Origin of the sequence: Nocardiopsis sp. NPDC049922 (assembly GCF_040660275.1) — a bacterium.
Classification (GTDB): domain Bacteria; phylum Actinomycetota; class Actinomycetes; order Streptosporangiales; family Streptosporangiaceae; genus Nocardiopsis.
In genome coordinates this window covers 1-13329 of record NZ_JBFAME010000006.1, presented here as the reverse complement: position 1 = coordinate 13329, position 13329 = coordinate 1, and the positions used below count along the sequence as shown (strand labels likewise).

The following is a 13329-nucleotide window of genomic DNA, read 5'->3' as shown; positions in this document are numbered from 1 at the left end:
CTGGTCTGGGTGGTCATCCTCGGGCGGCGGCGCCGGAGAGCAGCGCGGCGCCGTCGGTGTGGCTGTATCCGTCCGCGCCGAGGACGTCCGCGAGGTGTCGTTCGATGCGCGGCCGAACGTCGCCGACGGTCACGTCGCGCCCGACCTCGGCGGTGATCGTGGTGACGCCGGCGTCGGAGATGCCGCACGGGACGATCCGATCAAACCACGACAGATCATTATCGCAGTTCACCGCGAGCCCGTGCATCCCGACCCCGCGGGCGATGCGGCAGCCGATCGCGGCGATCTTGCGTTCGATGAGGCCGCGGTCGGGGTCGGCGTCCAACCACACTCCGGTGCGGCCCTCGACCCGCCTCCCGGTGAGGCCGTACTCCGCGATCGTGCGGATGATGGCCTCCTCCAGCATGCGGACGTAGGCGACCACGTCGACGGGGTCGCGCAGCCGGACGATGGGGTACACGGTCAGCTGACCCGGCCCGTGCCACGTGATCTTCCCACCGCGGTCGATGTCGACGACGGGGGCGCCGGGGTCGGTGATGGGACGATCCCACCTTCCGGTGCGCTTGCCCGCCGTGTACACGGGCTCGTGCTCCAGGAGGAGGACCGTGTCGGCCACCTCGTCGGCGACGCGGCGCTCGTGGAGCCGCTTCTGGAGGTCCCAGCCCTGGTGGAACGGGACCGGCGATTCGCCCATCCATGCGTAAACGAGATCACTCACGCCCACCACCTTACGCCCCGGCGCGGGGGTGGGGTCTGGCCAGGATGTCGGATAGCGCACTGTCGATGGTGGGGAACGTGAAGGAATAACCGGCCTTCACAAGACGTTCGGGCACCGCGCGAAGGTCCAGCAACGCGGTCTCCTCGGCGACGTCGCCGAGCGTCGCGCGCAGCGCCGTGGCCGGGACGGGGAGCAGGGTGGGCCGTCCCAACGCCCGTCCGAGCGCCTCGGAGAAGGCGGCGTTGCTCACCGGCTCCGGGGCGCACAGATTCACCGGGCCGGTGATCTCGGGGTGTTCCAGGAGGAAGCGGAGCGCCCCCACGTGGTCCCGCAGGGCGATCCAGCTCATGTACTGGGCGCCCGACCCCAGCCGTCCGCCGAGCCCGGCCTGGTACAGCGGCAGGACCGACCGCAGCAGGCCGCCGGAGCGGTCCAGCACGACCGCCGTGCGCAGGTGCGCCACCGACACACCCGCCTCCTCGGCGGGAGCGGTGGCGGCCTCCCAGGCCTGGGCGACCTCGGACAGGAATCCGGCGCCGGGCGGGGAGGCCTCCGTGGCCACGGACCCTCCGGTGTCCCCGTAGAAGTACAGCCCCGATCCGCTGAGCAGGCGTGGGGGAGGCGCGTCCATGGCGGCGACCGCGCGGCACAGCTGCCGGGTGCCCCGGACCCGGCTGCGCCGGATGAGCGAACGTCTGCGGCGGGTCCACGGGGTGTGGCCGACCGGCGCGCCCGCCAGATGCACGATGGCGTCGGCGCCGTGCAGCGCGACGGTGTCCACCCGGCCCTGTTCGGGGCGCCACTCCGCCTCCTCCAGGCGGGCGGTGCGCTCCGCGCGCGGAGCGTGACGCACCAGCCGGACCACCGAGTGGCCGTCCGCGAGCAGGGACGCGGCCAACGCGCCGCCGATGAGCCCCGAGGCTCCTGTGATCGCGACTCTCATGACCTCAGGCCTACCCCGGCGGGCGCCCGCGGACCGCCGGGCTCGGGCGGACACGGGGGCCGCCCACAATTTCCCGGGGTTTTTCGGCGAAAGACCTGCGGGAGGCGCCGCGGTCTTCTAGGTTGAAGGTGGGACAGGGAACTCCGCGTCAGCGCGGGGCTACCGTGGGCGACGCACTGCCGGTTCGGCCGTGTTCGCCCGCCCTCAGACCTTTGATGATGGGGATCATCAGGGGATGGTGATTGGTGGGGTAAGAGCGGGGCGGCGCCGTCGGCGCCGCCCCGTCTCGTGTCCCGCGAGGCGTTCGTGGCCGCGATGGAGCACGTCCGGGGCGCGGCCGCCACGGCGCTCGACCCGGCACCGGTCCCGGTGGGTCATGGCCGCCCCGGATAGGGCTCGCGTTCCCTCGCCGACCGCAGTGCCCGCGCCCACCACAGCAACAGGTCGAGCAGGGTGTCCACGGCCGCCTCGGTGCCGGACATGTCCTCCTTGGGGGTGCCGTCCGGGGCGAAGAGCGTCTGCGCGTTGTGGAAGCTGACCGTGTCGCGCAGGGTCGCCGTGTGCAGCTCGCTGAAGACCAACCGGAGCTGCTCGACCGCGCGGAGGCCGCCGGACAGCCCGCCGTAGGAGACGAACCCGACCGGCTTGGCGGCCCACTCGTGGCGGGCGGAGTCGATCGCCGCCTTCAGCGGCCCGGGGAAGGCGTGGTTGTACTCGGGGGTGAGGACGACGAAGGCGTCGGCGGCCTCGATCCGGGCGCCGAAGTCGTGGAGCGGCTCACCGTGGCCCTCGGCGGAACCGAGGTCGGCGACGTCGAGCACGTCGAGTTCGGCGCCTCCGTGCCCCCGCGCCCGGTCGAGGAACCAGCGGGTGACCGCCGGGCCCGTCAGGCCGCTCCGGTTGCCGCCCAGGATGACCGCGATACGAAGGTTGTCCATGTACGTCCTTGTGTCCACTGATGGGGGGTGAACGGCGTCCACGGTAGAACCTTGACCCGACTTGAGGTCAAACCGGGGCCCGCCGCGCGGGCCCCGGACACCGCCGGGCCGGACACCGTACGCGGTGTCCGGCCCGGCGGGGACGGCGGGAGCCGGGGGGCTACAGACCCAGGTCGGCCTCGAACGCGCCCTCCTCCAGGCGCTGCTTCAGGGCCTGGAGGAAGCGGCCCGCGTCGGCGCCGTCGATGAGGCGGTGGTCGTGCGACAGGGACAGGTAGACCATCGACCGGACGGCGATGACCTCACCGCCCATCGCCGGGTCCTCCACCACCACGGGACGCTTGACGACCGCCCCCGTGCCCAGGATCGCCACCTGCGGGGTGTTGATGATCGGCGTGCCGAACAGGGCGCCGCTGCTCCCGGTGTCGGCGATGGTGAACGTGCCGCCGCCGAGCTCGTCCGGGCTCAGCAGACCGGTGTGCGCCCGCTCGGTCAGCGCGGTGATGTTGCGCGCCAGGTCGGTCAGGCCCAGGCGGCCCGCGTCGCGGATCACCGGGACGAGCAGACCGCGGTCGGTGTCCACCGAGACGCCGAGGTTCTCGACGTCGTGGTAGCTGACCTCGTTGTTGTCGCCGTCGATGACCGCGTTGAGCTTCGGAGCGCTCCTCAGGGCCTCCACCGCGGCGAGCGCGAAGAAGGGGAAGAAGTCCAGCGCAACGCCCTCGCGCTGGGCGAAGTCGGCGCCCGCCTGCTCGCGCAGACGCGCGATCTTGGTGACGTCGACCTCGATCACCTGAGTGGTCTCGGCGGCGGTGTTGAGGGACTCCACCATGCGGTCGGCGATCGACCGGCGCAGGCGGCTCATCTTCTCGGTGCGGCCGCGCAGGGAGGTGTCCGTGGCGCCCTTGCGCGCCGTCGTGGACGGGGCGGCGGGAGCCGCGGCGCGCGCGGCGGCCGCCTTCTGCTCCTCGGCGGCCCGCAGCACGTCCTGTTTGCGGATCCGACCGCCGACGCCGGTGCCCCTGACCCGGCTCAGGTCGACGCGGTTGTCGGCGGCGAGCTTGCGGACGAGCGGGGTCACGTACGCCTCGGTGACGGCGTCGGTGCCCGACGCGCGGCCGGTGCCGCTGAGCGTCTCGATGTCCACGGTCGGGACCTCGTCGGGCCTGCGGGCCGGGGCGGGGGCCTCGAGCTCGGCGGCCTTCGGCTCCGGGGTCGGCTCGGGCTTCGGCGCGGGCTCGGCCTTCGGGGCCGGAGCCTGGGGAGCGGCCGCCCCGCCCTCGCCGCCGATGATCGCGATCTGGGCGCCGATGTCGACCGTCTCGTCCTCGTCGACGAGGATCTTGGTGAGTACGCCCGCGACCGGGGACGGGATCTCGGTGTCCACCTTGTCGGTGGAGACCTCCAGGAGTGGTTCGTCCACCTCGACGGTGTCGCCGACGCTCTTGAGCCACTGGGTGACGGTGCCCTCGGTGACGCTCTCACCCAGCGCGGGCATGGTCACCGCGGTCTCCGGACCGCCGGCGGAGGGAGCGGGCGACGGCCCGGCCCCGGCGGCGGGCTCCGGAGCGGCCTCGGGCTCGGGCTCGGCCTCCGGGACCGGCCCGGGCTCGGCGGCCTCGGCCGTGGGAGCGCTCTCGGACTCGTCGGCGGTCTCGCCCTCGCCGCCGATGATCGCGATCTCCGCGCCGATCTCCACGGTCTCGTCCTCGTCGACGAGGATCTTGGTGAGTACGCCCGCGACCGGGGACGGGATCTCGGTGTCCACCTTGTCGGTGGAGACCTCCAGGAGTGGTTCGTCCACCTCGACGGTGTCGCCCACGTTCTTCAGCCACTGGGTGACGGTGCCCTCGGTGACGCTCTCACCCAGGGCGGGCATGGAAACGGAAGTCGGCATGGGTTCCTCGTTGGATCTGGGCGCGGAATCTGCCCAGCGCCTTGACTGGGCAGCGCGGGTGCGGCGGGGGCGGGCCGCGTCGGCCCGCCCCCGGGTGGTGCGGTCAGTCGTGGACGTGCAGCGGCTTGCCCGCCAGAGCCAGGTGCGCCTCGCCCAGCGCCTCGGACTGGCTCGGGTGCGGGTGGATGAGCTGGGCGACCTCCGAGGGCAGCGCCTCCCAGTTGTAGATCAGCTGACCCTCGGCGATGAGCTCGCCGACGCGGCTGCCGACCATGTGGACACCCAGGACCGGGCCGTCCTTCTCGGCGATGACCTTCACGGCGCCCTGCGTCTGGAGGATCTGGCTCTTGCCGTTGCCCGCCAGGTTGTAGTTCATCTCGACCACGTCGTGGCCGCGCTCCTTGGCCACCTTGCTGGTCAGGCCGACCGAGGCCACCTCGGGCTCGCAGTAGGTGACGCGCGGGACGCCGTCGTAGTCGATCGCGGGCGGGTTGAGCCCGGCGATGTGCTCGGCGACGAAGATGCCCTCGGCGAAACCGACGTGGGCGAGCTGGAGGGTCGGGATCAGGTCGCCGACCGCGTAGACGTTGCCCACACCGGTGTGCAGGTTCTCGTCCACCTTGACGAAGCCGCGGTCCAGGGTGACGCCCTGCTCCTCGTAGCCGAGGCCCTCGGAGACGGGGCCGCGGCCGATGGCGACGAGCAGCACCTCGGCGTCCAGGGTCTTGCCGCCCTGGAGCGTGACCGTCACACCCGCGTCGGTGGTCTTGACCGACTCGAAGGGGGTGCCGAGCTCGTACTTGATCTTGCGCTTGCGGAAGGCCCGCTCCAGCAGCTTGGAGCTGGACTCCTCCTCCACCGGGACCAGGTGGGGGAGGGCCTCGACGATGGTGACGTCGGCGCCGTAGGACCGCCAGACGCTGGCGAACTCCACGCCGATGACGCCGCCGCCCAGGACGATGACCGACTCGGGGACGCGGTCCAGGCCGAGCGCCTGGTCGCTGGTCATGACCTTCTCGCCGTCGATGTCCAGACCCAGGGTCTTGGGCTGGGAACCGGTGGCGAGCAGGACGTTGCGGCCCTTGTAGACGGCGCCGTCGACGGTGACCTCGTCCGGCCCGGTGAGGCGGCCCGCACCCTCGACGACGGTGATCTTGCGGGACTTGATCAGCCCGGTCAGGCCCTTGTGCAGGCCGCTGATCACCTTGTCCTTGTACGTGTGGACCGCCTCGATGTCGATGCCCTCGAAGGTGGCCCTGACACCGAAGTTCTCGCTCTCCCTGGCGGAGTCGGCGACCTCGGCCGAGTGCAGGAGCGCCTTGGTGGGGATGCAGCCTCGGTGGAGGCAGGTCCCACCCAGCTTGTCTTTCTCGATCAGGACGACGCTCATGTCGAGCTCCGCCGCGCGCAGCGCCGCCGCGTAGCCGCCGCTGCCGCCGCCAAGGACGACGAGGTCGAAGGTGCCGCCGCTCTCACTCACGGGAACGAACTCCTTGTTTGTGGCTGGTGATTCCGGTGGTGGGTCGCGGAACCGGCACGTGTGGGGGGACGGCGCCCGGTCCGCGGGGGCCGGGGAGGGGCGGCGGTCCGGCTGGGCGCCGTCGCTCCCCGGGTCCTGCTACTCGGTGGTGTACTCCTCGGCGATGCGGACCAGGGTGCGCGTGCCCGCACCCGTGCCGCCCTTGGGCGTGTGGCCGTGCGGTCCGCCCTGGTTGAAGGACGGGCCCGCGATGTCGAGGTGCGCCCACTTGACGCCGTCCTCGATGAACTCCTTGAGGAACACGCCCGCGGAGAGCATGCCGCCCCAGCGCTCCCCGGCGACGTTGGCGATGTCGGCCACGGCCGAGTCCAGGCCCGAGCGCAGCTCGGAGGGCAGCGGCATCGGCCAGGCGGCCTCACCGGCGGCGCCGGCCGCGGCGACGACCTCGTCGCGGATCGCGTCGTCGTTGGACATGACGGCGAACACCCGGGTGCCGAGCGCGACGAGCTGGGCGCCCGTCAGCGTGGCGATGTCCACGATCAGGTCCGGCTCGTCCTCGTGGGCGCGGACCAGGGCGTCCGCCATGACCAGGCGGCCCTCGGCGTCGGTGTTGAGGACCTCGACGGTCTTGCCGCCGTAGATGCTCAGGACGTCGGAGGGGCGCTGGGCGGTGCCGCTGGGCATGTTCTCGGCCACGGCCAGGTAGCCGACGACGTTGACCCTCAGCTCCAGCGCGGCGATGGCGCGCATGGCGGCGAGCACGGAGGCGGCGCCGGCCATGTCGGACTTCATCCAGTCCATCGAGGCCGCGGGCTTGAGGGACAGGCCGCCGGAGTCGAACGTGATGCCCTTGCCGACGAAGGCGACGGTCTTCGTGGCCTCCGGGTGGGTGTGGGCCAGGCGGACCAGGCGGGGCGGGTTGGTCGAACCCTGGCCGACGCCGGTCAGACCGCCGTAGCCGCCCTCGGCGAGGGCCTGCTCGTCCAGGATCTCGATCTGGAGGCCGGTCGTGGCGGCGACGTCCTGGGCCGCCGCGGCCAGGTCCTCGGGGACCAGGTCGGCGGGGGCGGCGTTGACCAGGTCGCGGGTGAGGGCGACGGCCTCGGCCAGGACCCTGGACCGCTCCACGGCCTCGGCGGCGCCGGAGGCGGTGGAGGCCACGGTCAGGTCGAGGGACCGGTCCGCGCGCCTGCGCGCCTTCTCACCGGTGCGGTACCGGTCGAAGGAGTAGGCGCCCAACTGGGCCCCGAGCGCCACGGCGCCCGCCTGGTCGGCGGTCTGGGCGGGGAGGGCCAGGACGACGCGCCCGGCGCCCTCGGGACGCGAGGACAGCGAACGCAGGGCGGCGCCGGCGGCGCGGGACAGGGTGTCGGAGTCGACGGGACCGTCGGCGGGCGCCGGGCCGAGACCGACCGCGACGACGACCGGGGCCGAGACGGCTCCGAGGGAGGCAAGGGTGTGCACCTCCTCGGGTTCGCCGCTCGCTCCCAGGAGCGACAGGGTCGAGCCGAGACCGCCGGAGAAGGCGGCGTCGACGTCATGAGCGCCCGACGCGGGCTCCGGAGCGTCGCCTCCGGAGTGGTAACCGACGACAACCGCGTCGGCGTCGAGCGAACTGGGGGACTCCGTATGTACTGACAACGACGTGCTCACGTCCCCGATGCTAGTCGCCCCGTGAACACGGCGGCGACGCGGCACCCCGCGCCCCCACGGGCCCTGGCGCGGCACTCCGCGCCCGGCGGGAACAGGGCCGTTCCCCGGGGCGACCGGGCCCGCCGCGCGCTGGGAGGGGCCCTCTGGCCGCCGGTGGGGGGTGTCGCACGGGATCGCCCGGAGCGGCGGTCGTTGCCCGCGCGGACCAGTCGCGAAACTCGGTGTGAAAAAATGTGATGATGGTGACACCGGCCCGTGGGGGCGTTGGAGGTTGGCACGAAGCGGTCCCCGTCACGGGACGCACCGTCACCCCCAGGCGGTGACGGCCGCCGCCACGACCAGCGCCGTCGCGGTCGCGGACTCCACCAGGGCCCCCAACACGTCGCCGGTGATCCCGCCGAGCCGTCGCACCGACCTCCGCAGCAGCGCGCCCGCCGCGGACAGCCCGGCCACCGCCCCCGCGGCACAGCCCGCCGTCGCCCACGGCGAGGTGAACAGGCCCGTCGCGCACACCCCCGCGACGATCGCGCACGCCCCCGCCGCCAGCGGGAGGCGCACCGTCCCCGCCACCCACGCGCCCAGCCCCTCGGACCGGGCCGAGGGCACCCGCGGCGTGCACGCCAGGGTCACGGCCAGCCGTCCCACGGACCACGCCGCGGCCGCGCCGACCACGGCGGCGCCGGGCCCCGCCCCGACCAGCTGCCCGAGCGCCAGCACCTGCGCGGCCAGCACGACCACCAGCGTGACGACGCCGAACGGTCCGATGTCCGACCTGCGCATCACCGTCAGCGCGTCCTCGGCGGGCCGACCGCTCCCGAGCCCGTCGGCGAGGTCGGCCAACCCGTCCAGGTGCAGTGCGCGGGTGAGCAGCGCGCCCAGGCCGACGGCCAGCAGCGCGGCCAACGGATCCGCCAGCCCCAGCGCCGAGCCCGCCACGGCCACCGCTCCGAGGACGGCGCCGAGCACCGCGCCCAGGGGAACCGCCCAGAACATCGCCCATCCGGCGGCGGCGCGGTCCGCGCGCTCCACGCGCACGGGCAGGACGGTGAACGTCCCCACCGCCATCCGCGCGCCCGCGGCGGCGTCGCCGGTCACGGCAGCTCCAGGACGCGTCCCGCCGTCACCAGGACGACCTCCTCGGACTCGGCCCCGATCCACTGGTTGAGCCTGCCCAGGTGGTCGCGGAACAGCCGTCCGGCGCGGGTCGGCGGGACGACCCCCGAACCCACCTCGTTGGACACCGCCACCACGTAGGCGGTGGTGCTCCGCCACGCCTCCAGCAGGTCCAGCACCTCGGCCTCCACCCGCGCCTCGGCCTCGGGCGAGGGCGGGTCCTCCCACAGGCCGTGCCGGTCCATGACCCCGGTCAGCCAGGTGCCCAGGCAGTCGACCAGGACCGCGCCGTGCGCGCCCTTGAGCAGCGCCACCAGGTCGGAGGTCTCCTCGGTCCGCCACCACCACGGACGGCGTTCGGCGTGCGCCGCGACCCGTCCGGCCCACTCGGGGTCGTTCTCCGGATCGGGAAGGGGGCCGGTGGCCGCGTAGACCACCCGGGGCTCGGCGAGCAGTCGCAGTTCCGCCTCGGTGGACTTGCCCGACCGCACCCCGCCGGTGATCAGCACGCGGTGCGGGCCGCGCGGGCGGGACTCGGGCCAGACCGCGGGCGGGCACGACATCTCGTGGCCGTCGCCGGGGGCGAACGCGCCCCACAGGCGGGCCCGGCGGGCGAACTCCCGTGGTGAACGGATCCGGTGGTCGCCGCCGACCGCCACGACCGCCGTCGTCACCCCGATCACCCCGGAACGGCGCAGCTCCCCGATGACCTCCGGCCGGCGGGCCGCGTCGACGATCACCATGTCCACCTGCTGGGGCGGGGCCGTCGAGGAGTAACCGGAGGAGTCGTCCGGGTGCGGCGCGGGCGGACCGCCCGGCGGCGGTCCCTGCGTGGAGCGGGCGAAGAGCAGACGCCCGCCGTCGGTGCCCTCGACCAGGACGCCGTCCGGGGTGCGCGCGACCGTGTACCCGGGGGGCACCGGTCCGGCCGCGCCCTCCTCACGGAGGCGGAAGCGGTCGTCGACGGTCACGCGCAGGGGCAGACGGCGCTCCGTCTGGGCCTGGTTGCAGGAGGCGCAGGCGCACTGCGGGGTCGGCCAGCCCGCGTGACCCGCTGTCCCGAGGAATCGGATACGCACGCGAAGAAGTAAACAGCATGGGGCGCCAAGCCTTGGTTAAGCTCGGGGCGGGAGCCGGTGACCGACACCGGGAGAACCGCGACGAAGGGCGGCCGGACATGGCGTGGACCTGGCGGTACATCGAGGCGGACGGCGCGACCCCCCCGGGTGAGGACCTGCCCGCCGAGGCGTTCACCTCCCGGGGCGACGCGGAGAGCTGGCTGGGCGAGAACTGGCGGGAGCTGACCGAGGGCGGCGTGGACCGGGTCGCGCTCATGGACGGCGACCGGGAGGTCTACGCGATGGCCCTGGAGACGGCCGAGTAGCGGGGACCGCGCGGGCCCCGGCCGCCGCGCGGCGGCCGGGGCCCGACGCGTCCCGAGGCGGTCAGCCGAGGTCGTGGACGTCCTCCGGGCTCCTCGTCAGCGCCGGGTCGCGCCGGACGCTGTCGCCCAGGACCTCGTCGATGCGGGCGACCAGAGCGTCGTCGAGCGTGACCCCGGCCGCCCCGACGTTGTCGCGCACCTGCTCCGGACGGGAGGCGCCGACGATCGCGGCGGACACGTTGGGGTTGCGCAGGACCCAGGCGACCGCGAGCTGGGCCATGCTCAGCCCGGCCTCGGCCGCCAGCGGCTCCAGCTCCGCGACCTTCCGCAGGAGCGCCTCGTCCTCGGTCATGTCCTTGACGAAGTGGCTGCTCCTGGGGTCGGCCCCGCGCGAGCCGCTCGGCGCGGCCTGGCCGGGACGGTACTTGCCGGTGAGCACCCCGCCCGCGATGGGCGACCACACGATCTGGCCGATGCCCTCGCGTTCGCACACGGGGACGACCTCGGACTCGATGACCCGCCACACCATGTTGTACTGCGGCTGGTTGGAGACGATGCGGTCGAACCCCATCTCGTCGGCGATCTTCAGCGCGCGCTCGATCTCCTCGGCCCGCCACTCGGAGACGCCCACGTAGAGGACCTTGCCCTGGCGGACCAGGTCCTCGAAGGCCCGCATCGTCTCCTCCAGCGGGGTGGTGTGGTCGAACCGGTGCGCCTGGTACAGGTCCAGGTAGTCGGTCCCCAGGCGGCGGAGGGAGTCCTCCGCGCCGCGGATGACGTGCTTGCGGGACAGCCCCCGGTCGTTCCTGCCCTCGCCCATGGGCCAGTAGACCTTGGAGAAGATCTCCAGGCCGTCCCGGCGCTCGCCCTTCAGCGCCCGGCCGAGGACCTCCTCCGCCCTGCCCTGTGCGTAGACGTCGGCCGTGTCGAACGTGGTGACACCCGCGTCCAGTGCCGCGCGCACGCAGGAGACGGCCGTCTCCTCCTCGACCTGGGATCCGTGGGTGATCCAGTTCCCGTAGGCGATCTCGCTGATGACCAGACCGCTGTTGCCAAGATGCCGAAAGTCCATGCGGAGCACTGTAACGGGACACGGGCCGAGGCGCGACAGAGACGTCCCACGTATGGGGAGCGCTCCCATTCTGGGTGGAGTGAAGGGCCGGCGCGCGCACCGGCCCTACTCACGGGTTCGGGGAGCCCCCTCAGCGCGCGTGGCGCGGAGTGGGGTCCTCGCGGAGCTTCACCCGGGGCTTGGGCAGGCGCAGGCGACGGAACTGGATCTGCCGCATCGCCGCGTACAGGCCCGACCCCTTCACGCTGGCGTCGTTCGGGAAGTACGCGCCGGCGCGCTTCTTCACCGTGCGGCCCACGAGGACGCCCTCGATGACGATCGTGACCATCATCAGCGGCCACAGCACGTAGGCCACGACCATCTGCGCGGTGGGGTTGTTCACGAACATCAGCAGGACGATGAGGACCGACAGCGGCAGGAAGAACTCGCTGAGGCTGCGGCGCGAGTCGACGAAGTCACGGGCGAAGGCCCGGGCCTCACCGTGGTCCTGGGGCCGGAAGTAGCGCTCCTCGCCCTTGGCCGCGCCCCCGTCGCGGGCGGTGCGCCCGCGCTGGCGGTCGAGGCGCTCGCGGTAGGCCCGGTAGGCCTCCTTGCGCGACTGGGGGGCGTTGAGCGGTCGGCGCAGGTCCCGTTCGGATTCCTTGCGCTTTGGGGTGGGGACACCCTTCTTGGGGGTATATCCCTTAGGTTGGGTGGACTCAGTGGCCTCATGGCTGGCGGATTCGGATGCCTTCGAATCCGTGGCTGCGGAAGCGGAGCGACGTCGGAACACACCCTCAGGGTAGCCGGTCACAGCTTTATGGCGACCGCGGGCCAGACCGCGTAGGGTTGGGCGAAGCGCCCGCTGGGAACAGCCGATGTACGCACCGAGAAGGGGACGGCCACGCCGATGAGCGTGTTTCAGCGACTTTCGATGATCTTCAAGTCCAAGGCCAACAAGGCCCTGGACTCGGTCGAGGACCCCAGGGAAACCCTCGACTACTCGTACCAGAAGCAGCTTGAGCTCCTACAGAAGGTTCGTCGTGGTGTGGCGGACGTCGCCACCTCCCGCAAGCGCGTCGAGTTGCAGATCCAGCAATTGGAGCAGCAGTCCGGGAAGCTGGAGAACCAGGGGCGCGCGGCCCTGACCCAGGGCCGGGAGGACCTCGCCCGCGAAGCCCTGACGCGACGCTCCGGTCTGAGCAGCCAGATCGAGGGCCTGCGCGAGCAGCACGCCAACCTCCAGGGCGAGGAGCAGAAGCTCACGATGGCGGCCCAGCGCCTCCAGGCGAAGGTGGACGCCTTCCGCACCCGCAAGGAGACGATCAAGGCGACCTACACCGCCGCCCAGGCCCAGACGCAGATCAGCGAGGCCTTCTCCGGGATCTCGGAGGAGATGGGCGACGTCGGCATGGCGGTGCAGCGTGCGGAGGACAAGACCGCCGAGATGCAGGCCCGCGCGGGCGCGGTCGACGAACTCCTGGCCTCCGGGGCGCTCGACGACGTCACCGGCACCGCCAAGGACGACATCCAGGCCGAGCTCGACCGGATGGCCAGCTCCACCGGTGTCGAGGCCGAACTGGAGCGCATGAAGCTGGAGCTCGGACAGGGCAACGGCGGCGGCTCCGCGCCGCAGATCGAGGGCGGCAACAACCGGGAGGGCTCATGATCGTCCGCATCATGGGTGAGGGGCAGCTCGACCTCACCGACGCCGACCTCGACGTCCTGAACTCCTTCGACGCCTCGCTGGAGGCGGCGATCGAGTCCGGTGACGAGGACAGGTTCCGCGAGGCCCTGCACGACCTGCTGGCCAGGGTGCGCGAGGACGGCAAGCCCCTGCCCCCCGACGCGCTGGAGCCCTCGCAGTTCATCCTCCCGCCCGCCGACGCCACCATGGACGAGGTGCGGGAGATGCTCCAGGACGACGGCCTCATCCCCGGCTAGCCCCCTGACCGGGCACGCCGCCGTCCGTCCAGGCGGGCGGCCCGGACAGCGGACGGAGCGCGCCGACCGGAGCGGTCGGTCGCGTCCGACGCCAGCGCGCGCGAGTGTCGCCCACGGCCGCCGCGACCCGCAGCAACGCCTGATGCTGGAGTTGGGCTGGGAGGCGCTGGAGGACGCGGGGATCGTGCCCGACTCCCTGCGCGGTGCG

At 72.9% G+C, this 13329-nt stretch carries 14 protein-coding genes; 4 read left to right on the top strand and 10 right to left on the bottom strand.

What is annotated here, in order from left to right; all coding sequences use genetic code 11:
- Positions 1 to 13 precede the first annotated feature (13 nt).
- The 8 genes from lipB to AB0I72_RS12870 all read right to left on the bottom strand — a co-directional run bounded on the left by lipB (position 14) and on the right by AB0I72_RS12870 (position 9713).
- Positions 14 to 718 (bottom strand): lipoyl(octanoyl) transferase LipB, encoded by a 705-nt coding sequence (gene lipB, locus AB0I72_RS12905; protein ID WP_358566730.1) that lies wholly within the window; start codon positions 716 to 718, stop codon positions 14 to 16.
- A gap of 10 nt (positions 719 to 728) precedes the next feature.
- Complete coding sequence (locus AB0I72_RS12900; protein ID WP_358566728.1) at positions 729 to 1661, bottom strand: TIGR01777 family oxidoreductase; 933 nt, start codon at positions 1659 to 1661, stop codon at positions 729 to 731.
- Positions 1662 to 2035: 374 nt separating this feature from the next.
- Entirely contained in the window at positions 2036 to 2599 is a 564-nt protein-coding gene (locus AB0I72_RS12895) for an NAD(P)H-dependent oxidoreductase (protein ID WP_358566727.1), read from the bottom strand.
- 160 nt (positions 2600 to 2759) lie between these two features.
- Positions 2760 to 4496, bottom strand: coding sequence for a 2-oxoglutarate dehydrogenase, E2 component, dihydrolipoamide succinyltransferase (sucB, locus tag AB0I72_RS12890; RefSeq protein ID WP_358566726.1), 1737 nt, complete (start codon positions 4494 to 4496; stop codon positions 2760 to 2762).
- 103 nt (positions 4497 to 4599) lie between these two features.
- A complete protein-coding gene (lpdA, locus tag AB0I72_RS12885; protein ID WP_358566725.1) occupies positions 4600 to 5976 on the bottom strand; it encodes a dihydrolipoyl dehydrogenase in 1377 nt (458 codons plus the stop codon).
- Positions 5977 to 6114: 138 nt separating this feature from the next.
- Positions 6115 to 7629, bottom strand: coding sequence for a leucyl aminopeptidase (locus AB0I72_RS12880; protein ID WP_358566724.1), 1515 nt, complete (start codon positions 7627 to 7629; stop codon positions 6115 to 6117).
- A 306-nt stretch (positions 7630 to 7935) separates the two neighbouring features.
- On the bottom strand, positions 7936 to 8694 hold the full coding sequence (locus AB0I72_RS12875; protein ID WP_358567567.1) for an adenosylcobinamide-GDP ribazoletransferase: 759 nt from the start codon (positions 8692 to 8694) through the stop codon (positions 7936 to 7938).
- A 26-nt stretch (positions 8695 to 8720) separates the two neighbouring features.
- Positions 8721 to 9713, bottom strand: coding sequence for a bifunctional adenosylcobinamide kinase/adenosylcobinamide-phosphate guanylyltransferase (locus AB0I72_RS12870; RefSeq protein ID WP_358567564.1), 993 nt, complete (start codon positions 9711 to 9713; stop codon positions 8721 to 8723).
- Between the two features lie 206 nt (positions 9714 to 9919).
- Between AB0I72_RS12870 and AB0I72_RS12865 the strand changes: the two genes are divergently transcribed.
- Positions 9920 to 10126, top strand: a complete 207-nt coding sequence (locus AB0I72_RS12865; RefSeq protein ID WP_358566722.1) for a hypothetical protein — start codon at positions 9920 to 9922, stop codon at positions 10124 to 10126.
- A gap of 61 nt (positions 10127 to 10187) precedes the next feature.
- Here AB0I72_RS12865 and AB0I72_RS12860 read toward each other — a convergent pair whose 3' ends face one another.
- Positions 10188 to 11198: an aldo/keto reductase family protein gene (locus AB0I72_RS12860; protein WP_358566721.1), complete on the bottom strand. Its 1011-nt coding sequence runs from the start codon at positions 11196 to 11198 to the stop codon at positions 10188 to 10190.
- 130 nt (positions 11199 to 11328) lie between these two features.
- Positions 11329 to 11970: a DUF3043 domain-containing protein gene (locus AB0I72_RS12855; protein ID WP_358566719.1), complete on the bottom strand. Its 642-nt coding sequence runs from the start codon at positions 11968 to 11970 to the stop codon at positions 11329 to 11331.
- A 117-nt stretch (positions 11971 to 12087) separates the two neighbouring features.
- Between AB0I72_RS12855 and AB0I72_RS12850 the strand changes: the two genes are divergently transcribed.
- The 3 genes from AB0I72_RS12850 to AB0I72_RS12840 form a co-directional block, all read left to right on the top strand.
- On the top strand, positions 12088 to 12846 hold the full coding sequence (locus AB0I72_RS12850) for a PspA/IM30 family protein (protein ID WP_358566716.1): 759 nt from the start codon (positions 12088 to 12090) through the stop codon (positions 12844 to 12846).
- Complete coding sequence (locus AB0I72_RS12845) at positions 12843 to 13121, top strand: hypothetical protein (RefSeq protein ID WP_358566712.1); 279 nt, start codon at positions 12843 to 12845, stop codon at positions 13119 to 13121. The genes AB0I72_RS12850 and AB0I72_RS12845 overlap by 4 nt, the downstream gene beginning before the upstream one ends.
- 142 nt (positions 13122 to 13263) lie before the next feature.
- Positions 13264 to 13329, top strand: a 66-nt coding sequence (locus tag AB0I72_RS12840; protein ID WP_358567561.1) for a hypothetical protein, incomplete at its 3' end; no start/stop codon positions are given.